This is a genomic window from Lysobacter cavernae (assembly GCF_042648505.1).
GTDB classification, from domain to species: domain Bacteria; phylum Pseudomonadota; class Gammaproteobacteria; order Xanthomonadales; family Xanthomonadaceae; genus Lysobacter_L; species Lysobacter_L cavernae.
Genome location: NZ_JBHRXK010000003.1, coordinates 211,649 through 233,469, shown reverse-complemented (window position 1 = coordinate 233,469; position 21,821 = coordinate 211,649). Strand labels below are relative to the sequence as shown.

At 68.4% G+C, this 21,821-nt stretch carries 12 protein-coding genes; 9 read left to right on the top strand and 3 right to left on the bottom strand.

The window, feature by feature from the left end:
* Positions 1-86 precede the first annotated feature (86 nt).
* The 3 genes from ACFOLC_RS08140 to ACFOLC_RS08130 are packed head-to-tail and all read left to right on the top strand — an operon-like array spanning position 87 to position 1,941.
* The gene (locus ACFOLC_RS08140; RefSeq protein ID WP_386758745.1) at positions 87-797 is read left to right on the top strand and encodes a YceI family protein; all 711 of its coding nucleotides are present in this window, start codon (positions 87-89) and stop codon (positions 795-797) included.
* Positions 794-1,390 (top strand): cytochrome b, encoded by a 597-nt coding sequence (locus ACFOLC_RS08135; RefSeq protein ID WP_386758744.1) that lies wholly within the window; start codon positions 794-796, stop codon positions 1,388-1,390. The genes ACFOLC_RS08140 and ACFOLC_RS08135 overlap by 4 nt, the downstream gene beginning before the upstream one ends.
* The gene (locus ACFOLC_RS08130) at positions 1,390-1,941 is read left to right on the top strand and encodes a YceI family protein (protein ID WP_386758743.1); all 552 of its coding nucleotides are present in this window, start codon (positions 1,390-1,392) and stop codon (positions 1,939-1,941) included. Before ACFOLC_RS08135 ends, ACFOLC_RS08130 begins: the two co-directional genes overlap by 1 nt.
* Before the next feature lie 76 nt (positions 1,942-2,017).
* Here the strand turns inward: ACFOLC_RS08130 and ACFOLC_RS08125 are convergent, their stop codons facing one another.
* Positions 2,018-2,248, bottom strand: coding sequence for a glutaredoxin family protein (locus ACFOLC_RS08125; protein ID WP_386758742.1), 231 nt, complete (start codon positions 2,246-2,248; stop codon positions 2,018-2,020).
* A 129-nt stretch (positions 2,249-2,377) separates the two neighbouring features.
* Here ACFOLC_RS08125 and ACFOLC_RS08120 point away from each other — a divergent pair, with 129 nt between their 5' ends.
* The 6 genes from ACFOLC_RS08120 (at position 2,378) to ACFOLC_RS08095 (ending at position 12,759) form a co-directional block, all read left to right on the top strand.
* A complete protein-coding gene (locus tag ACFOLC_RS08120) occupies positions 2,378-3,775 on the top strand; it encodes an L-serine ammonia-lyase (protein ID WP_386758741.1) in 1,398 nt (465 codons plus the stop codon).
* Between the two features lie 220 nt (positions 3,776-3,995).
* The gene (locus ACFOLC_RS08115) at positions 3,996-6,860 is read left to right on the top strand and encodes a xanthine dehydrogenase family protein molybdopterin-binding subunit (RefSeq protein WP_386758740.1); all 2,865 of its coding nucleotides are present in this window, start codon (positions 3,996-3,998) and stop codon (positions 6,858-6,860) included.
* Entirely contained in the window at positions 6,857-7,417 is a 561-nt protein-coding gene (locus tag ACFOLC_RS08110) for a (2Fe-2S)-binding protein (protein WP_386758739.1), read from the top strand. Before ACFOLC_RS08115 ends, ACFOLC_RS08110 begins: the two co-directional genes overlap by 4 nt.
* On the top strand, positions 7,414-8,712 hold the full coding sequence (locus ACFOLC_RS08105) for a c-type cytochrome (protein WP_386758738.1): 1,299 nt from the start codon (positions 7,414-7,416) through the stop codon (positions 8,710-8,712). Before ACFOLC_RS08110 ends, ACFOLC_RS08105 begins: the two co-directional genes overlap by 4 nt.
* A 475-nt stretch (positions 8,713-9,187) precedes the next feature.
* Positions 9,188-11,548 (top strand): glycosyl hydrolase family 18 protein, encoded by a 2,361-nt coding sequence (locus tag ACFOLC_RS08100; RefSeq protein WP_386758737.1) that lies wholly within the window; start codon positions 9,188-9,190, stop codon positions 11,546-11,548.
* 179 nt (positions 11,549-11,727) lie between these two features.
* Positions 11,728-12,759, top strand: coding sequence for an alpha/beta fold hydrolase (locus tag ACFOLC_RS08095; protein ID WP_386758736.1), 1,032 nt, complete (start codon positions 11,728-11,730; stop codon positions 12,757-12,759).
* Between the two features lie 65 nt (positions 12,760-12,824).
* Here the strand turns inward: ACFOLC_RS08095 and ACFOLC_RS08090 are convergent, their stop codons facing one another.
* Positions 12,825-14,693, bottom strand: a complete 1,869-nt coding sequence (locus ACFOLC_RS08090) for a S8 family peptidase (protein WP_386758735.1) — start codon at positions 14,691-14,693, stop codon at positions 12,825-12,827.
* A gap of 218 nt (positions 14,694-14,911) precedes the next feature.
* Positions 14,912-21,685, bottom strand: coding sequence for an ESPR-type extended signal peptide-containing protein (locus tag ACFOLC_RS08085; RefSeq protein ID WP_386758734.1), 6,774 nt, complete (start codon positions 21,683-21,685; stop codon positions 14,912-14,914).
* Between the last annotated feature and the right edge of the window lie 136 nt (positions 21,686-21,821).

Sequence of the window (21,821 nt, the reverse complement as noted above, 5' to 3'; positions counted from 1 at the left end):
ACGTTCCGTTGCAAACGGCAGCCGGTGGGTTCACCCGCCTGCGCCTAGAATCGTCCCGACCTCGCCCTGCTGTGGAGCCCTGTTCGATGCCCTGGCCTCGCGCCGCCGCTGCCGCCCTCGCCGCCTGGCTGCCGTTCTCCGCGGTCGCCGCGGCAGACACCTACACCCTGGACCCGGTGCACACGCGCGTGCTGTTCGCGATCGAACACGCCGGCTTCTCCAAGGCGCTGGGCACGGTGTCGGGCAGCAGCGGCGTGCTGGTGTTCGACCGCGACGACTGGCGCAGCGCGCGGCTCGACGTGCGCGTGCCGTTGCAGCGGCTCGACCTGGGCGATACCAAGTGGAACACCGCCGCGCTGGCCGCCAACCTGCTCGATGGCGAGCACCATCCCGAGGCGCATTTTGTTTCAACCGCGGTCGAGCCAGTCGCGGCCGACCGGGCCCGGGTCTGCGGCGATCTCCGCCTGCGCGGCGTGACGCGGCCGCTGTGCCTGGACGTCACCCTCAACGCGATCAAGCGTCACCCGTTGCCGCCGTTCCGCCGTACCGCGGGGTTTTCGGCGACCGCGACGATCAGTCGCAGCGACTTCGGCATCGACGCCTGGAAGAACGTGATCGGCGACTGCGTCGAGCTGCGCATCGAGGCCGAGGCGGTGCGCAGCCGCAACGGACCCGACGATGAGACGGACGACGCACGCCCGCCGCTGATACCGGCCGAACCGGCAGGCGAACCGATTCCGCCGCCCGACCCCGCTTCCCAGAACACCCCATCGCCCGCACCGGAACCGACACCATGACCCTGAGGAACACCGCCGACCGCTGGGGCACGATCAGCCAGTTGCTGCATTGGCTGACCGTGCTGCTGATCCTGATCATGGCCGTGGTCGGCCTGGTCATGGTCGAGCTGCCCAAGTCGCCGCGCTATTTCTGGGTCTACGACCTGCACAAGTCGACCGGCCTGACCGTGCTCGCGCTGGTGCTGCTGCGCCTGCTGTGGCGCGCGTATGCCGGCGCGCCGCAGCCGGTGGCGGGCACGCCGCGCTGGCAGGAGCGCATCGCCACGGTCACCCACTGGCTGCTGTACGCGATGGTGTTCGCGGTGCCGCTGTCGGGCTGGCTGTACGACTCGGTCAGCGGACTGCGCCCGCTGCGCTGGTTCGGCCTGTTCAAGCTGCCCAAGCTCGCCGCACCCAGCCAGGAACTGCAACCGCTGCTGCGTGACACCCACGAATGGCTGTTCTGGATGCTGGTCGCGCTGGTCGCGGTGCACGCCGGCGCCGCGTTTTACCACCACCTGTTCCAGCGCGACGCCACGCTGACCCGCATGTTGCCGGGACGTCGCGATCGCAGCGCTGTTGCCCCCTCTGTCACCGCTTCGGAGATTCGCTGATGTCGTTCAAGCCCCTGTTGCTCGCCGCTGCCCTGGCCTTCACTGCACCGGCCTTCGCTGCCGACTACGTGCAGGCGCCCGGTTCCAGCCTGACCTTCGCCACCCAGTACGAAGGCGAGGTGTTCAGCGGTCGCTTCCCGAGCTTCGCCACCAGGTTCAGCTTCGACCCGCAGCAACTGGCCGCGTCCAAGCTCGACGTGACCATCCCGCTGGCCGGCGTGACCACCGCCAACAACGACCGCGACAGCGAACTCAAGGGCAGCGCATTCTTCAGCGTCGCCAAGTTCCCGCAGGCGCGCTACACCGCCAGCAGGTTCCGCAGCCTCGGCGGCAACCAGTACGCCGCCGACGGCACGTTGAGCCTGCGCGGCGTCAGCAAGCCGGTCACCCTGACCTTCACCTGGACCCCGGGCACGCAACCGGTGCTGAGCGGCAAGGCCACGGTCAAGCGCCTGGACTTCGGCGTCGGCAGCGGCGATTGGGCGGACACTGGCCTGATCCCGAACGAAGTGGCGGTGAGCACCAAGGTCGTCTTCGCCCCGGCGAAGTGATCGCTGCCCCGGCCCACGCAAGACGGCGCGCCCGGAGTGCGCCGTCCTGCTGTCAGGACGTCGGTGCCGAGCGAATTCAGCGCGCCAGGAATCGCCCCAGCGCGTCCACATCGAACGGCCAATCCAGCTCCACGCCCCGCGCCTCGTCGCGCAGCACCGGCACGCGGATGCCGTAACGCGCTTCCAGCGCATCGTCGTCGTCGATGAAGACGCTCTCGAAATCCGGCGAACGCGCGTTGGCCAGCACTTCCAGGGCCAGATCGCAGAGGTGGCAGTCGTCGCGCTGGAACAGCTTCAGATGAGACATGGCATCGGCATCGGAGTGGCATCGGCAATGCGCCACGGTATGGCGGGAACGAGCCCGAGGGCGCGCGTAGAATAACGGCATCGCCCCAAAGCCAGCCGCCATGGGGCCTCTCATCCGTCGGAGCAACACGTGGCTGTCAGCAGTTTCGACCTGTTCAAGATCGGTATCGGACCGAGTTCCTCGCACACCGTCGGTCCGATGCGCGCCGCGGCGCGTTTCATCCAGCGCTGGTTGATCGAGGGCGGCACCGGCGAGGGCAATGACCTGCAACGCACCGTCCGCGTGCGCGCCGAGGTGTTCGGCTCGCTGGCCCTGACCGGCCGTGGTCACGGCACCGACAAGGCGGTGCTGATGGGCCTGGAAGGCCACATGCCTAATCAGATCGACCCGGACATCATCCCCGCCGCGCTCGAACGCATCCGCAGCGAGAAGCGCATCCGCCTGTTCGGGCAGCACGAGATCGGCTTCGACGAAAAGCACGACCTGATCATGAACAAGCGGCAGAAGCTGCCGTTTCACACCAACGGCATGCGTTTCACCGCCTTCGACGCCGACGGCCACGTGATCGCCACGCGTGACTATTACTCGGTCGGCGGTGGCTTCGTGGTCAACCAGGACGAAGCGGCCGAAGACCGCATCGTCGCCGACGAGACGCAACTGCCCTACCCGTTCCATTCCGGCGACGAACTGATCGCGCAGTGCAAGGCCAGCGGCCTGAGCATCGCCGAGCTGATGTACGCCAACGAGCAGGTCTGGCGCACGCGCGAGGAGATCGACAGCGGCCTCGACGAGATCTGGACGGCGATGCAGGCCTGCGTCAACCGCGGCATCCGCGAGAAGGGCACGCTGCCCGGCGGCCTGCACGTGTCGCGGCGCGCACCGGCGCTGTATGCCGAACTGTCCACCAAACCCGAGGCGGCGATGCGTGATCCGTTGACCACGCTCGACTGGGTCAACCTGTACGCGTTGGCGGTCAACGAGGAGAACGCCGCCGGCGGTCGCGTCGTCACCGCGCCGACCAATGGCGCGGCCGGCATCATTCCCTCGGTGCTGCACTACTACGACCGCTTCTGCCCCGGCGCCAGCGCGCAGGGTGTGCGCAATTTCCTGCTGACCGCGGCCGCAGTCGGCATCCTCTACAAGGAAAACGCCTCGATCTCCGGCGCCGAAGTCGGCTGCCAGGGCGAGGTCGGTGTGGCCTGTTCGATGGCAGCAGCCGGCCTGACCGCCGCGATCGGTGGTTCGGTCAGTCAGATCGAGAACGCCGCCGAGATCGGCATGGAGCACAACCTCGGCCTGACCTGCGATCCGATCGGCGGCCTGGTGCAGATCCCGTGCATCGAGCGCAACGCGATGGGCTCGGTCAAGGCGATCAACGCCAGCCGCATGGCGATGCGCGGCGACGGCAAGCACAAGGTCAGCCTCGACAAGGTCATCAAGACCATGCGCGACACCGGCCGCGACATGCAGGACAAGTACAAGGAAACCTCGCGCGGCGGCCTGGCGGTCAACGTCATCGAGTGCTGAGGGTGCGACCGCGTCGCTGAGCCCCGCTGGGCGGCAGCGGCGCGTGCCTGGCGCTGCGCACGGGACGCGACGCTTCCCGTTTCTGGCATTGACGATGAAGTCCGCTCTCCGCCTGCGGCGCGGCCGCTTCGGCCCTACCGGCACGGGCGATCACGCGCCGCAGACATGCGCTACCGGGACTGTGGGTACTATCCGTTCAGGCCCGCCGGAGCGCTTGCCCATGCCAGCCCGCTTGAGTCGTCGCGACTTCCTCAAATGCAGCGTGGTCGCGGGCATTTCGGTGTACATCGCCACGCCCGGCAACGCCGCGCTGGCCGCCTTGTTCGAGAAAGAACGCCTGCGTCCACTGCCGTGGGACGCGAAAACCGGCAAGATCCGCTACCGCACCGACGCCACCGCCAAGGTCACCGGCGAGAAGCTTTTCAGTTTCGACATGCGCGCCCGCGACCTGCCCGGTTGGCCGCAACAACAATCGCACGCGATGCTGTTGCGGACGACCAAGGCGGACCAGGCCTACGCCGGTTTTGACTTGTCGATCCTCGGCGACGGACTCCAGCCCGACCGCATCGTCACCGCCGCCGACCTGCAGCGCGACGCTGTGCAGTTCCCGCCGTTCTATGGCGAAGACATGCTGCTGCCGGAAGGCAAGACGCCGGCCTACCTCGGCCACGCGGTCGCGCTGCTGGTGTGGCACGACTTCGCCCGTTTCCGCAGCGCCAAGACCGCGCTCAAGTTCCGTGACGACCTGATCCGCTGGGGCGGCCAGACCGGCCTGCTCGAACGCGACCCCTGGGCCGCGTTCCGTTACGTCCGCGTCGGCGGTGCTACCGCGTTCGACGACGACGTCTATTCCAGCCTCAAGGACACACCGCTGTACCCGCTGAGCTACAGCAAGAAGCGGCCGCAATGGCCGCAGGCCAATCCGCGAGGTGGACTCGACGCGCAAGGCGCGGCGTACGCGGGCGAGATCGCCGCGGCGCTGGACGCACCCGGCGACGGCCAACTGGTGCTGCAGCGCGAGTACTTCTCGCAATCGATCGACACCGCTGCGCTCGAACCCGACAACGGGAACGCCTGGTTCGACGCCGCCACCGCCACGCTGCACCTGGTCTCGGCCACGCAGTCGCCGCAGGAAGTCGCCGAGGCCGGTGCGAAGATGCTCGCTGCCAGCAAGCTCGGCGTGAAGCGGCTGGTGCTGCACCCGTGCTACACGGTCGGTTACGGCTCCAAGGACCACAACCCGTTCCCGTTCTACGCGCTGATGGCCGGCCTCTACGGCGACGGCCGCCCGGTGCGGCTGGCCAACGACCGTTACGAGCAGTTCCAGGCCAGCCTCAAGCGCCACAGTTTCCGCATCCACTACCGCATCGCCGTCGACCGCAAGAGCGGCAAGTTCGAGGTGTTCCAGGGCGACATGGTCGGCGACGGCGGCGGCCGCCAGAATTTCTCGCCGTCGGTGTGCCTGGTCGCGGCGACCGCGGCGCAGTCGATCTACTACTTTCCGCGCAGTGATTTGGCGAGCACCGTGGTTGCCTCGCGCGCGCTCGATGCCGGTTCGGCGCGCGGCTACGGCACCCTGCAGAGCATGGGCGCGACCGAGATGCTGGTCGACGAGGTCGCCGCCGAACTGCAGATCGACCCGATCGAGCTGCGCCAGCGCAACGTGTTCACCTCGGGCATGAAGAACACCCAAGGCGCGATCCCCGGCGGCGTGCAGCGCGCCGACGAGGTGCTCGCGAAATGCCGGGCGCACCCGCTGTGGCGCGATCGCGACCAGCGCAAGAACGCGTACGAGACCGCGCATCCCGGCAAGCGCTACGGCGTCGGCTTCGGCTGCGTGCAGAAGGACTTCGGCACCGGCGCCGAGGCCGCGTTCGCCGAAGTATCCCTGTCGAAGGACGGCCAGTTGCTGCTGCGCCATATCGGCGTGGAAATGGGCACCGGCATGGCCACCAGCCAGGCCGCGGCCTGCATCCCGTGGCTGGGCCGCCCGGCCGACGAGGTGCGTACGGGCGAGAGCGACTGGCCGGAGCTGCCGATGATCGCCACCGGCGACCCGTGGCTGATGCAGCAGGCCGAACAGGACCGCAATGTCGGCAACCCGCGCTGGACACCGAACGTGGTGAGCCCGAGTAGCGCCAGCAACTCGGCGTATTTCTTCTCCCACGCCACGCGCGAGGCGGCGCGGCTGTTGTTCACCCAGGGCCTGTGGCCGGCGGCACTCGCGATCTGGAGCCAGGGCTTCGGCGGCGGTCAGCTGGCGCCGTTGTCGGTGCGTCGCGAGGAAGCACGCTGGGTCGACGGCAAGCTCACCGCCGGTGGCTTGAGTGCGCTGCCGCTCGAACAGCTCGTCGCCAAGGCCTTCGAACTCGGTCTGGCCACCGGCGCGATCGTGCACACCTTCAACCGCTGGCAATGGGCCGAGGCCGATTTCCCGCTCGACGGCGATGACGCGCGCCTGCCACTGGACGGCATCGCCCTGCGCTGGGGCGATGGCAACACCACCGGCAAAGGCATGCCGACCGCCAACGGCTATCGCATGATCGAGCGCACCCGCGTGGATTACCCGCCGACCCAACGCAACAACGCCGGCGTCGTCTACTACAGCGCGATCGGCACGATCGCCGAGGTCGCGGTCGACACCGCCAACGGCCAGGTCGAACTGCTCAACCACCACTCGGTGCTCGAGTGCGGCAACCCGATCGTGCCCGAGCTGGTGTCCGGGCAGTTGCAGGGCGGTCTGGCGATGGGCATCGGCCACGCGCTGCACGAGTACCTGCCGCTGTACGAGGACGGACCCGGCGACGGCACCTGGAACTTCAACCGCTACACCCTGCCGCGCGCACGCGATGTCGCGGTGTGGGCGCAGACCGGCGAGGTGCTGCCGGCGCTGTCCGACACCGATCCACCCAAGGGCATGGCCGAGGTGGTGATGATCGCGGTGGTGCCGGCGATCGTGAACGGCATCGCCCACGCCACCGGCCTGCGTTTCCGCGAATTGCCGGTGACACCGGAGAAGGTGCTTGCCGCGCTGGCCACCGGCCGCGTCGAGCCCAAGAACCGCGCCGAGGAGCAAGCGGCATGAGCGCATCGCCGAGCAGAACGCGGCCGCTGACGCTGCAGATCAACGGCCGGGCGCACGGTCCACTGGACGTGCCCGAGGACATGATGCTGGTCGATGTGCTCTACGAGTACCTGGGCCTGACTGGCACGCGTTTCGGCTGTGGCCAGGGCGTGTGCCGGGCCTGCACCGTGATCGTCGACGACGAGCGTGGCCCGCGCGAAGTGCGTAGCTGCATCACCGGCGCGCACTACTTCGACGGCAAGCGCATCCGCACCGTCGAAGGCCACGCCAAACGTGACGAGAGCGGGCAACTGGTCGAACTGTCGCCGGTGCAGCAGGCGTTCCTCGACCACTTCAGCTTCCAGTGCGGCTACTGCACGCCCGGTTTCGTCAATGCGGCGACGGTGCTGCTTGAAACTCTGACCAAGACGCCGGTCGCGAAAGACGATGTCGAGGCAACGATCACGCAGGCGCTCAATCCGCACCTGTGCCGCTGCACCGGCTACGTTCGCTACTACCAGGCGGTGAAGGAGCTGGTGCTGAAGACACCGGGGCTGGTCAAGGAGGGCGCGCGATGAGCCGCTTCAAGACAGGCCGCGGCCACTGGAAGCGGGTGCTCGCCTGGCTGGTGCTGATCGTGCTGGTACTCGCGCTGGTGCTGTTGCTGATCGGCTGGATCTCGCGCTGGTGGTCGAACCGCGGCCCGGTGCAGCAGGTCCAGGCCACCCCCGAACAACTCGAACGCGGCCGTTACCTCGCCGCCGCGGCCGACTGCGCCGCCTGCCACACCGCCACGGGTGGTGCGCCGTACGCCGGCGGCGTGCCGATGCCGACCCAGTTCGGCACCATCCACGGCACCAACGTCACGCCCGACCCGGATACCGGCATCGGCCGCTACACCGCCGACGACTTCTTCCACGCGCTGACGAAAGGCGAAGCACGCGACGGCCATCAGCTGTACCCGGCGATGCCGTACGTGTCCTACAAGCACATCGCACGCGCAGACAGCGATGCGATCTACGCCTACCTGATGAACCAGCCGGCGGTGCGCCAGGACAACAAGAAAAACAGCGTCGCCTTCCCCGCCAACATCCGCACCGTCCTGCACGGCTGGAACCTGCTCTTCGCCGGCGCCGAAGCCCGGTCCGCCTCGCAGGGCGCCTCGCCGGCCTGGCAGCGCGGGCGCTACCTGGTCGAAACGCTCGGCCACTGCGGCGAATGCCACAGCCCGCGCGGCGCCCTCGGCCAGGTCGATCGCGATCGGCCATTGGCCGGCAACAAGCAACTCGGCCGCTACGCCACGCCCGACATCAGCCCACCGGGCCTGGCCGCGCGCGGCTGGGACGCGGCGATGCTGCACAGCTACCTGGGCACCGGCATCAGTGCACGCGCGGTGGCGTCCGACGAGATGCTGATGGTGGTGAACCTGTCGACCAGCCGGCTCAACGCCGCCGACCTGAGCGCGATGACCACCTACCTGCTCGGTGATCAGCCCGCCGCACCCAAGTCCGTCGCCATGCCGACCGGCGTCGCCGCGGACAGCCCGGGCCAGCGCCACTACCTCGCCCTGTGTGCCGGCTGTCACGGCCGCGACGGCGAAGGCGTGCCGAACGTGGCAGTGAGCCTGCGCGAGAACAGCAGCGTGCGCGATGCCGACCCGCACAACCTGATCGTCGCCATCCTCGACGGCCTGCCCGAGCACGACTTCCCCGGCCTGGCGCGGATGCAGGACATGCCCGGCTTTGCCGCCGACCTGGACGATGCCGAGGTCGTCGCCCTGAGCAGCTGGCTGCGCCAACGCTATGGCGGGCAGACGGCCGCGGTGGACGCCTCCACGGTGCGCAAACTGCGCGACAGCAAGCAGTCGCATTGAGGGCAGCGGCCTCGCACGGCCGCCTTGCTTCCCGCTTTCGCCGTGCAAAACGGCTCGGCGGTGACCTCCACTGTCTCGCCCTGTCCTATCGGACACACCGCCTGCAGTCCGTCACTGCGCAAGCGTGATCGGGGCATTCAACGGCTGTGAAGGCCGTTGCGTTGCCGACGATCGGCGTGATGCCGCCTCCGATTTGTGACTGCTGGCGCAAATTTACTCGCCACTGACTGACAACGTTGTCAATACAGGACACGTAACAGGTGGCGAAGACCGCAACTGTACGAACGAAGCTTCCTTCGACAGGAAGCGGGGCGCGATCTACAGCCGCACGGTACCGCGCCGCAGACCGCCAACCACAGCGATGGCGCACCGGACCGAACCGCCTCAGGTACCAGCATCGAATCAGGGGAAAGGAACCGGCCGCCAACAGGCGGAACGGCACACGTGATGTGAATCACAACGGGAGGGAAGACTGATGCAAAGGCTGATCACAAGAAGGGCCAGGTCGACGCTATGGCTGTCGTGCCTGCTGGCGGCCTCGTCGCTGCAACTGGCCCACGCGCAGAGCGCGTCGTGCGCCGCAGTGCCGGCGTGGAGTGCGTCCACGATCTACAACCCCGGCGACAAGCTCGTCTACCAGAATCGCCTGTACCAGGCGCAGATCCAGATCTGGAACGCGCCGCCCACGCACTGCCCGAGCTGCGGCTGGTACACCGACCTGGGTGCCTGCGGCACCGGCGGCGGCAACCAGTCACCGACCGTGGCCGTGACCGCGCCCAGCAACGGCGCCAGCTTCAGTGCCGGCAGCAACATCGCCGTCAGCGCCAACGCCAGCGACGCCGACGGCAACATCGCCCAGGTCGAGTTCTTCCACGGCACCGCCTCGCTCGGCGTCGACACCAGTGCGCCGTACAGCGTGACCTGGAACAACGCCACCGCCGGCAGCCAGACCTTCAAGGCCGTCGCCACCGACAACCAGGGCGCCGCGACGACGTCAGCCACGGTCACCGTCACCGTCAACGGCGCCACCAACCAAGCGCCGACCGTTGCCCTGACCTCGCCGACCAACGGCGGCAGCTATAGCGCCGGCAGCAGCATCGCCGTCACCGCCAATGCCAGCGACGCCGACGGCAGCATCGCCCAGGTCGAATTCTTCCGCGGCAGCGCCTCGCTCGGCGTCGATACCAGTGCGCCGTACGCGGCGACCTGGAGCAACGCCACCGCCGGCAGCCACATCTTCAAGGCCATCGCCACCGACAACCAGGGCGCCGCGACGACGTCGGCCACGGTCAGCATCACCGTCAACGGCACGCCTCCGACCGATACCACGCCGCCCAGTGTGCCGTCCGGGCTGGCAGCCACCGCACTGTCGTCCAGCAGCATCGCGCTGAGCTGGAACGCCTCCACCGACAACACCGGCGGCACCGGCGTGGCCGGCTACGACGTGTACCGCAACGGCAGCCTGATCGCCTCGCCAACCGGCACCAGCTACACCAACAATAGCCTCGCCGCGAGCACGACCTACTCCTACACGGTACGCGCGCGTGACAACGCCAGCCCCGCCAATGCCTCGGCACAAAGCGGTGCGGTCAGCGCGACCACGCAGTCTGGTGGCGGTGGTGGCAACAAGCGCGTGATCGGTTACTTCACCCAGTGGGGCATCTACGGCCGCAACTACCGGGTCAAGAACATCGACACCAGCGGCTCGGCATCCAAACTCACCCACATCAACTACGCCTTCGGCAACGTCCGCAACAACCGCTGCGAAGTGGGCGTGACGCAGGCTTCCGACCCGAACACCGGCGTCGGCGGCGATGCTTTCGCCGATTACAGCAAGTCGTTCGGCGCCGGCGAAAGCGTCAGTGGCGCGGCCGACACCTGGGACCAGCCGCTGCGCGGCAACTGGAACCAGCTCAAGCAGCTCAAGGCCAAGCATCCGGGCCTGAAGGTGTTGATCTCGCTCGGCGGCTGGACCTGGTCGCGCAATTTCTCCGCCGCCGCACGCCCGGAGAACCGCGTCGCCTTCGTCAGCTCGTGCATCGACGCCTACATCCGCGGCAACCTGCCGATCACCGACAACGCCGGTGGCCCAGGCGCAGCGGTGGGCGTGTTCGATGGCATCGACATCGACTGGGAGTACCCCGTCGCCTGCGGCCTGACCTGTGGCAAACCGGAGGACAACGCCAACTTCACCGCGTTGATGGCCGAGTTCCGCCGCCAGCTCGATGCAGTGCGTCCCGGCCTGCTGCTGACCATCGCCTCCGGCGCCGGCATCGACAAGATCCGCGTCACCGATCCAGCCGCGTATGCGCAGTACCTGGATTACATCAACGTGATGACCTACGACTTCCACGGTACGTGGGACCCGCAGACCAACCATCACTCGGCGCTGTTCGACTCGCCCAACGATCCGTCCACGGGCGACCAGAAGCTCTACAACACAAATGATGCGCTGGAGGCGTTCCTGAGCCGTGGCGTGCCGGCGTCCAAACTCAACCTGGGCATCGGCTTCTACGGTCGTGGCTGGACCAACGTGGCCAACGTCAACAACGGCCTCTACCAGAGCGGCAGCCCCGCACCGGCCACGTACGAAGCGGGCAACGAGGACTACAAGGTCCTGAAGAACAAGCCCGGCACCATCCACACCGACACCAACGCCCGCGCCACCTGGAAGTACGACGGCAACACCTTCTGGAGCTACGACACGCCCGAGATGGTCACCGAGAAGATGAGCTACGTGAAAGCTCAGAACCTGGGCGGCGCGTTCTTCTGGGAGTTCAGCGGTGACGATTCCACCGGCACCCTGGTCAACGCCATCAGCAACGCCCTGAAGTAAACAGGCGCGTTTACCCCGGCGCCGGTCCCGCGTGGATCGGCGCCTTTTTATTGGCGTCTGATGGGCGCCGTCTCTCCATCGACGCCGTTCCTTGCCGATACGGCCGGATCGTGACGGCCTCGCACGCTACGCCTCGCTGATGGGTATGGTGGGACTCTCCCCACTGCACGGAGGCGCCGATGCGTCGTTTGATCCTGGCCAGCCTGACCGCGGGCCTGTTCGCCTGGCCGTTACTGGCCGGCTCGGCGCCGCCCACCGGCGATGCCGCATCCGACTCCGCCTACGGGATGGAGCTGGAGGGTTTCGACTACCCGCACCCGGTACAGCGGTTCGCGCTGACCTCGCAAGGCGATGCGCTGCAGATGGCCTACCTGGACGTCGCCGCGCGGCGGCCCAACGGCCGCACCGTGGTGTTGCTGCACGGCAAGAACTTCTGCGCGGCCACCTGGGAGACGACGATCGCGGCGCTCGCCGAGGCCGGCTACCGCGTGATCGCACCGGACCAGATCGGCTTCTGCAAGTCGAGCAAGCCGGCGCATTACCAGTACAGCCTGCAACAGCTCGCCGCCAACACGCGTGGGTTGCTGCAATCGCTGGGCATCGAGCGTGCCAGTCTGGTCGGCCATTCGATGGGCGGCATGCTCGCTGCGCGCTACGCACTGATGTACCCGCAGCAGGTGGAGCGGCTGGCGCTGGTCAATCCGATCGGGCTGGAGGACTGGAAGGCTCTGGGCGTGCCCTGGGCCAGCGTCGATGCCAACTACACCAACGAACTGAAGACGAGCTTCGAGTCGATCAAGCGCTACCAGCGTGAGGTCTATTACGGTGGCGACTGGAAGCCCGAATACGACCGCTGGGTACGGATGCTCGCCGGCCTGTACGCCGGCCCGGGCCGCGAACGCGTGGCCTGGAATCAGGCACTGACGTCGGACATGGTGTTCACCCAGCCGGTCGTGCACGAGTTTCCGCAGCTGCGCGTGCCGACCACCTTGTTCATCGGCCAGCGCGACCGCACCGCGATCGGCCGTGATCGCGCATCGCCCGAGCTGCGCCAGCGTTTGGGCGACTACCCCATTCTCGGCCGGCGTGCCGCACAAACCATCCCCGATGCCAAGCTGGTGGCCTTCGATGATCTCGGACACTCGCCGCAAGTCGAGGCGCCGCAGCGATTCAATGCGGCGCTGATCGCCGACCTGGCGTTGACGCGTTGATTCGTCCACAAAAAAAGGAGGCGGGTTGCCCCGCCTCCTTTTCGCAACGCTGATTGCAAGCAAGCTCAGTACAGCCCCATCACCGAGACGTTGGCGAAGGCGGTCTCGCCGACCACGCTCAGGTAGTACGTGCCCGCAACCGGGTTGGTGATCACCACCGCCTCGCTGTTGCCCGGCTTGGCCGACTTGCGGTCGAAGCTGGTCGCCGACGGCATGCGCTCGTAGCCGACGTAGATCGAGACGTTGCCAGTGCCGCCGTAGGTGCGCAGGTTGAGGCTGGTCTTGCCGGCCGGCACGACAATCTTGTACAGCTTGGCGTCACCGGCGGCGCCGGTCTGGCCGGCCAATGCCACGCGGTTGCTCAGCAGCTCACCCTGATCGACCGGGATGTCCTGCGTGGCCGCTTCCACCGCCGCGGCGGCGTTGACGATGCCGGGGCCCTGCGGCTTGCTCACCGGTGGCGCCACCGTGAACGGCTTGGCCGTATTGCGCAGGATCGTCTTGACCTGCGCCGGGGTCAGCGCTGGCCGGCCGGCGGCGACCGCGGCGGACTGCATCAGCGCGACCACGCCGGCCACGTGCGGGCTGGCCATCGAGGTGCCGATCATGCCGACCATGCGGTCGCCGTCCGGGCTGGCCACCGGGGTGGTGGTGCCGCTGTTGCCGAGCGACCAGATCCAGCGGTCGTTGGGATCGGAACCGCTGGTGGCATTGCCGCCTGGAGCGGTCACGCTGACGCTGGCACCGTAGTTGGAGAAGTACGAACGCGCACCGTCGATGCCACTGGCGCCGACCGTGATCACGCCCTTGCAGCTGGCCGGCGAATGGAACGCGGCATCGTCGTTGTCGTTGCCGGCGGCGACCACCACGGTCACGCCGCGGCTGACCGCGCCGTCGATGGCTTCCTGGGTGACCGAGTCCTGGCTGCACGAACCGCTACCGCCGAGGCTCAGATTCAGCACTTCGGCCGGCGTGGTGTTGTCCGGCACGCCGTCGACGCTGCCGCCCGAGGCCCACGTGATCGCGTCGGCAATGTCGGAGGTGTAACCGCCACCGTGGCCGAGCACGCGCACCGGCTGCACCTTGGCGCCGAACGCGACGCCGGCCAGGGCAAGGCCGTTGTTGGTCACCGCACCGACGGTGCCGGCGACGTGGGTGCCGTGAAACGAGCTGCGACCACCACCCACCCAGTCGCCGGTGTCGTGCGCATCGGCATCGCGGCCGTCGCCGTCACCGGCGACTTCGGTATCAATGATGAAGTCATAGCCGGCGACGATGTTGGCGTTGAGGTCGGCGTGGTCGAGGTAGCCGGTGTCGAGCACCGCTACTACTGCGCCTTCACCGGCGGTGGTGTCCCACGCGGCCGGTGCGCTGATGCCGGCGCTCGGGTGGGTGTAGTGCCACTGCAGGTCGAGGCGCGGATCGTTGGGGGTGAAGTCGGCGCGCTGCTTGATGAAGTCCGGCTGCGCGTATTTGACCGCCGGGTCGGCGCGCAGTTGCTCGAGCAGTGCATTGGTCTCAGCCTGGTCAAGCTGGCGCGACAGGCGAATCAGGTCGGCGCCGGTCGCCAGCTTGCGCATGTGCTGCAGCCCCAGCACGGTGCTGGTGCCATTGGCCGTGGTCTTCATGCCGGCGACGCCGGCGCGTGTGGCCGCGGCGTTGACGGTGTTGATCAGCGCGGCGGTGCTGCGCTGCGCGACGGCGCCGTCGTGGTACTTGACGATGAAGCGGTCGAAGCGGGCCTGCGCCGGCTTGCTGCCGAGCAGGACCTTGTTACCCACTGCGAACGGCGCCGCGGAACCGGTGACGGCGCTCAGGCCCGAACTCGGCCACGGCGTGGTGTCGGTGAAGTAACCCGAGGCGAAGGCCGACAGGGCCGCGACGACGGCCGTGGCCAGCGTGCTGGTGCAGACGATGCGAGTGCTCTTTTTCATTTCTCTCTCCCAAGGAAATACAAAGTTGGGCGAAGGACGACGGTGCCGCTTCGGGGGAACCAGTCCCGCCGCCCTTCGCTTTTCAACACGGGTGGTTGTTGCGGGGTGGTGGCCTGCGCCGCCGCTGCCGTCGGCAGATCGGTCCCACGTCGCGTGCAGGCGGAGTACCTGCACACGACGGATCGCGACGACACCGCGGCACGACGGCCGTGCCGGGGTTACAGATCGACACCGAAGCCGACACCGGCGGACTTGTCGTCGCTGCTGAAGGCACCGCCGATGCTGATCGAGGCACGCTCACCGATCGACTTGGAGTAGCCCACCGACAACGCGCTCTCGCCGTTCTGCCAACCGGCACCGACCGCGACGCGGCCGCGCGGGCTGCGGCTGTTGGCGGCGTTGATCGACATGTTCATCATTGCCGCGCTCATCGCACCCTGACGGTCCATGCGCTCGTCCTGCTGGCCGAGGCGGTAGCCCAGTTCGTCGCGCAGGCCGCTGAACTCATCGCTCAGTGCCTGGTAGCGGCTGTCGGTGTAGCTGTTGGCGCGGGTCAGCGTCTGCGTCGCGGTGGTGTCGGTGTAGGCGTTGGCCGAGGCCAGCGTCTCGGCATCGACCGCCTGTGCCTGACCGACGTTGGCGGCATCGGCTGCATTGACGCCGGCAGCGACGCTGGCGGCGCGACGCTGGTTGCCAGCAGCACCCGCCGGCACGGTGTTGGCCTCGCTGGCCAGCGAGCCCTGATCCACTGCGACCGCGCCTTCCGCCGTCGCCGAAGCGCCCTCACCCATCGCGGCATCGGACGTGGCCGTGACATTGGCCTCGGCAGCGACTGCAACCGCGTCGGTGGCCACCGCTTCGATCGCGGTGTCGCTGCCGACCACCGTGCCGCTGTCCACGGCGACGGCCGTGGCATCGACCGCCAGGCCCTTGCCCTTTCCGCCGTTGCCGTTGCCGTTGCCGTTGCTATTACCGTTGCCATTGCCCGGCTTCTGCTCGAGCTGGCCGACACGGCTGTTGAGGCTGTCCACCGCACCGTCGAGCGCACCCAGCGCGTCGCCGACGTTGTAGTAGCTGCCGCCCTGGATGCCGTACACCGGGCCGACCATCCCGTTCGGTCCCATCGACGCACCGCCGCCGAGCATCTGCGCGGTGGCATCGCCGACCTGGAACAGCTGGCGGCCATTAACCGCATCGGTACTGTCCGCGGTCAGCGCACCGTCGGCGACGTTGCCGATCACCGTGCCGTCCTCACCCGCCAGGGTGATCGATGACTTCTCTTCGTCGTCGTACTTCACCGCAGTGGCCAACTCTTCGCCGACTTCACCGACGGCCGCATTCAACTGGCCGACGTTGACCGCATCGGTGTTGGCGCTACCGGCGGCGACGTTGGCGATCTGGCGCTCCTTGCCGGCCGCACCGACCGACACGGTGCTGGCGCGATCGGCGATCGAGCCCGCACCCAATGCCACGGCGTTGCTGGCGCTGACCTTGCTGCGCGCGCCGACGGCGGTGCCGTCCACCGCGCCGTCGTTGACGCGGGCGTCGAAGCCGAGCGCCGTCGCCGCCGTGGCACGGGCCTGGGCATTGGAGCCGACCGCGGTCGAGGTCGAGGCCAGCGCCTGCGTGTTGGCGCCCAGCGCGGTGGCGTTGGTCTCGGCGGCCTTGGCATTGCTGCCGTAGGCCGAGGCGCTGATCTTGCCGGCCTGGCTGTTGGCACCGACCGCCGTGGCACCGTTGGCGCCAGCGACCGCATTGGCACCGGCGGCTAGCGCACCCTGGCCGCTGATCTGCGCGTCGTCGCTGCCGTCCTCCTTGCCGCTGGCCTTGAAGTAGTGGCTGGCATCGCTGGCGTTACCGGCCACCGCGTCGAGCTGGGCCTTGTTCACCGCGTCCGTCGCCTCGGTACCGGCCGCGACGTTGGTGATCTGGCGATCGATAGCGGCGTGCACCACACCGGCGGCGTCGGTCCAGTCCTGCGCCGCACCCACCGACACCGTATTGGCACGATCGGCCAGCGAACCTGCGCCCAGCACCACGGAGTTGGTCGCCTCCTTCGTCGTCCACGCGTTGGAGCCGAGCACGGTCGAGTTCACCGCCTGCGCGTAGCTGTTGTAACCAACCACGCTGGCGCCGTCCTCGGTGGCCCAGGCCTCGTTGCCGATGGCGGTGGCGTACTTCGCCTCGGTCGTGCTGTTGCCGTCCTGCCCGGCCAGCGCGTTGAAACCGACAGCCACGCCGCCTTCGCCGGTGCCGGCGTTGTTGCCCAGTGCGACACCGAACATGCCGGCCCGTGCCTGCACGCCGAAGCCGGCGCCGGCGATGTCGGCAATGGTGCCTTGACCCACCGCGGTGGCGACCTCGGCGGCCTGGCTGAGACTGCCGATGGCGGTGGAGAAGAAGCCGGCGGTGGATCGGACGCCGAGGGCGGTCGACTGCCAGCCTTCGGCGTAGGCAAAGGTGCCGTACGCGGTGGCTTCACGGCCGATGGCCCAGGCACCGAAGCCGACCGCCGTGGCCGCCAGGCCGGAAGCCTGCGCCTGCAGGCCCATGGCAGTGGCACCGAGGCCTTGCGACAGACTGCCGGCACCGATCGCGATGCCGCCGCCGTGCTGGGTGCGGCTGTCGTGACCGATGGCGATGGAGTCGGCGCCAGCGCTGGCGCTGTTGCTACCGATCGCGATCGACTGCCCGCCGGTGGCGGCCGCGCCGTAGCCACTGGCGCTGCTGTAGTCGCCGATGGCATTGGCACCGGTACCGATCGCCGAGGATCCCTCGCCCAGCGCCAGGCTGCCGCTACCGATCGCCTGCGAGTAATCGCCGACCGCATTGCTTTGGTAGCCGATCACGCTGCTCTCGACACCGCTGGCGACGCTGTTGGCGCCGGCCGCGGTGGCGTGCTCGCCCGAGGCGATCGCGTCGTCGCTGCCGTCACCGGCGCCGTTGGCGGCGAAGTAGTGATTGGCATCGCCGACGCTGTCGGCCAGTTCGTCAAGCTGGCCCTTGTTGACCGCGTCGGTGGCTTCGGTGCCGGCGGCGACGCCGGTGATCTGGCGGGTGGCGCCGGTGAATTCATTGCCGACCGCGACGCTGTTGTCGCGCGCCGCCACCGAGTCCGCACCCAGTGCCACCGAGTTTTCGCTGTAAACGCCCGAGCGGGCACCCAGCGCGAGGCTGAGGTCGGTCTGCGCACTGGCGCCGGCACCGACGGCGACGCTGTTGGCGCCCCAGGCACCGGTGTTCTGCTCGAAGCAGATGCCCTCGCAATGCACCGTGCTGCCGATCGCCACCGAACTGGCGCCGTCGGCATGGCTGAGCGGCCCCATCGCCACGCTGCCGAAACCCGAGGCCGTGGTCATGCCACCGATCGCGACACTGCGCTCGCCGCCGGCCCCCCACGGATTGGTCTGCAGGCCGATGGCAATGGACGCCGCGCCGTCCGCGCGCGAGTCGGTACCCAGCGCCATCGAAAGATCTCCCAATGCCTGTGCATTGAAACCATAGGCACTGGAACCGAAACCGCCGGCGTTGCTCAATCCACCGGTCGCGGTGCCGAGATCGCCCGCCTGAGCACCCGCACCGATGCCGACACCGTTGAAACCACTGACGACACTTTGTGCACCGATCGAAATCGCGGCCTCGCCGATCGCCTGGCTGCTTTCTCCCTGCGCCAGGGAACCTTGACCGCTGGCAACGCTGCCGTAACCGTTGGCGACGCTGTAATCGCCCACCGCATTGGCGCCAGCCCCGACCGCCGAGCTGCCCGTGCCTGCCGCCAGGCTGCCGCTGCCCATCGCCGTGGAGTAATCGCCTTCGGCATTGCTCTGGTAACCGACCGCGCTGCTTTCGACGCCTTTGGCGACACTGTTGGCACCCGCCGCTGTGGCATGCTCGCCTGTCGCCACGGCTTCATCGCTGCCATCTTCTGCGCCATCGGCGGCGAAGTAGTGGCTGGCATCGCCGACGCTGTCGGCCAGCTCATCCAGCTGCCCCTTGTTCACCGCGTCGTTGGCCTCGGTGCCCTCCGCCACGCCGGTGATCTGGCGGTTCATGCCGGTCCACTCGCTGCCCACCGTCACCGTGTTGGCACGCGAGGTGACCGAATCGGCGCCGAGCGCAACCGAGTTGTCGCCCATCGCAAATGTGCGGGCGCCGATGGCGGTGGAGTTGTTGTTCCACGCCTTCGCGTCCATGCCGACCGCGATCGAATCGATCCCACCTGCTCCGGAACCGCTGCCCAGTGCAGTGGCACCGTCCGCCTGAGCCTGCGACCCCGCCCCCAGCGCGACGCTGTTGATGCCCCAGGCCGCGGTGTTCTCCTCGATGCACATGAAGCCGGTGCAGGCCTTGGTGCCGCCGATCGCGATCGAGCTGTCGGCGCCCGCAGTGGTCCATTGGGTACCCATTGCGATCGAAAGCTTGCCGTAGGCGGACACGCCACCGCCAATGGCAATGCCCTGGAAGGCAGCGGTGCCGACGTAGCTGCCGGTGCCAATCGCGACACCGCCCTCGCCCAGCGAGGTGGAGCCGGCGCCCAGCGCGAGCGAGAGCGGACCGGCCGCCCAGGCACTGTGACCAAACGCGGTGGCACCGAAATCACCGGCATGGCTCAACGTGCCGGTGGCGGTACTGAGGTCGCCCGCTGCATTGCTGCCAGCACCAATGCCGATGCTGTCGACGCCGCTGGCGGTGCTTTGCGCGCCCATCGCGATCGAGGCCTCGCCCAGCGCCTGGCTGTTGCTGCCTTGCGCCACCGACCACTCGCCCGAAGCCACGCTTCCGTAGCCGCTGGCGACACTCTCGGTGCCAAGCGCGTTGGCGCCACTGCCGATCGCCGACGCACCTTCACCCAGCGCCAGACTGCCGCTGCCCATCGCCGTCGAATGGTCAGCATCGGCGTAGCTGTTGGCGCCGTAAGCGCTGCTCTCGACACCGTTGGCGACGGCGTTGGCGCCGGTGGCGGTGGCGTATTCGCCCGCGGCCACGGCATCGTCACTGCCATCGCCAGCACCGTTGGCTTTGACGTAACGCGTGGCGTCGTCGAGCTGGTCCTTGTTGACCGCGTCGGTGGCTTGCGTGCCGGCGGCGACATTGGTGATCTGGCGTTCCGCCCCGGCGCGACCCACCGACACGGTGTTCTCGCGATCAGCCAATGAGTTGAAGCCTAGCGCGACAGAATTGGCGGCCTCGGCCGTGCTCAGCGCACCCAGCGCGACACTGCGCTCACCTTTCGCCCAGACGCCGGCGCCCAGACCGACCGCCGCGGCGCCGCCCACGAACGAATTGCGGATGACGATGCCGTTGTCGACCCAGCCGGCAAAGATGCTGCCAATGCCGACGCTGAAATCGTTGGCCACCGTGGTCCAGGTGCCCATGGCTATGGCGTTCTGCGCGCCGGAGTCGACACTAGCCAAGGCGCCGATCGCGACCGAGTTCAAGGCGTTGTTGCCCACCCCAGCCAGGGTGCCTATCGCGATGGCACCGCTGGATCCCGTGCCAACCTGGCTCAGCCCGCCCTGGGCGATCGAATTGTCCGATCCGGCTTTGGCACTGTTGCCCAGGGCTAGGCTGGAGGCGCCGTTGGCCTGCACCGCGTCACCGATGGCGACGCTCGACTTGCCACTGGCGACGCTGCCGTAACCGGCGGCCGTGGACCGTTCACCCAGCGCGTTGGTGCCCGCGCCCAGCGCGGAAGCACCCGCACCCAAGGCCAGGCTGCCGCTGCCGACCGCCGTGGAATGGTCGGCATCGGCGTAGCTGTTGGCGCCGTAAGCGCTGCTTTCGAGGCCATTGGCCACACTGTTGGCGCCGGTCGCGGTGCTGGACTCGCCCGCGGCCACACTCATCGCGCCGCTGGCGGTGGCGTTGTTGGCCAGCGCCTGGGCGTTGCTGCCGACGGCCTGGGCGCCGTTGCCACTCGCCCCGGCCAGGCTGCCGACCGCGATCGCGCCCGCGCCTTCGGCGAAGGTGGCCTCGCCCACATCCGGCGCGCCGTCGCCGTCGAGATCGGTCCACTCGCTGCCACCGACCGCGACCGTGCCATCGCCGGTCGCAGCGGCGTTGTAGCCGGTGGCCACGGCGTGCTGGCCATAGGCCAGGCTGTTGCTGCCCACGCCGACGGCACCCTGGCCGACAGCATGGCTGTAACCACCGACGGCGACACCGAAGTCACCCATCACCGCGCGCGAGCGCGCACCCAGCGCCACGCCGGCCTCGCCGTTGGCGCCGCTGCCGAAGCCGCCGACCAGGCTGCCCTCGCCATAGGCCTCGGCCATGCCGCCGATCGCGGTCGAGCCCATGGCCGCGGCACTGCTGAGCGCGCCGATCGCGGTCGCGGCCTGCTCGGCCGAGGCTTCCGCCGAGGCGCCGACCGCGGTGTTGCCGAAGCCGAACGCACCTGCGCTCTGGCCCAGCGCAACGCTGGCATCACCGAATGCCATCGCACCCTGGCCGAACGCACTGGAACCGACGCCGTAGGCGATGCTCTCGGTGCCGACGGCGGTGGCCGAGTTCATTTCCGCCCAGCTGCTGTTGCCGACCGCGACGCCGTTGTCGCCCACCGACTTGGCACCGGAACCGATCGCCATGGCGTTGTTACCACTGGCCATGGCATCGACCGGGCCTTCGATTTCCGGCGTCCACGGCAGGTCTTCGGGCGGGGTGATCTGGATGTAGGGGGCGTCGTCGGGCAGCGGCGTGGCGGCGGTGGTCGCGGCAGCGGCGTCGCAATCGGCCGGGCTCGCCTGGCCCGACTCGGTGCCGGCCGGGTCAACCGCGCAGGTTGCCTGGACCGGCGTCGCGAGCGCTTCAGCGGTCTCGGCGCCCACGGCAGGTGGAGGGGCTAGCGCGAAGCACATCGTCAGGGTGGCCACGCCGAACGCCATGTCGAGGCGGCGTCGGCCGCCCTGCTTGCCGCCCGCCGATGCCAGCTCCGAGGCGACCACCATCTGCTGCAGCGCCTTGCTCCACACCCAGCTGAAAATCTTGTTCATCCACACCCCTCCGCCCTGATTCGATTGTTCGAGAGCAAACGACGCCCGTCGGCCCAAAACGATCGAAAACGACCGTTGCCGCTGCATCGGATGCAGTTGATTTGTTCGGCACCTCCCCCACCCTGGGCAGATGCCT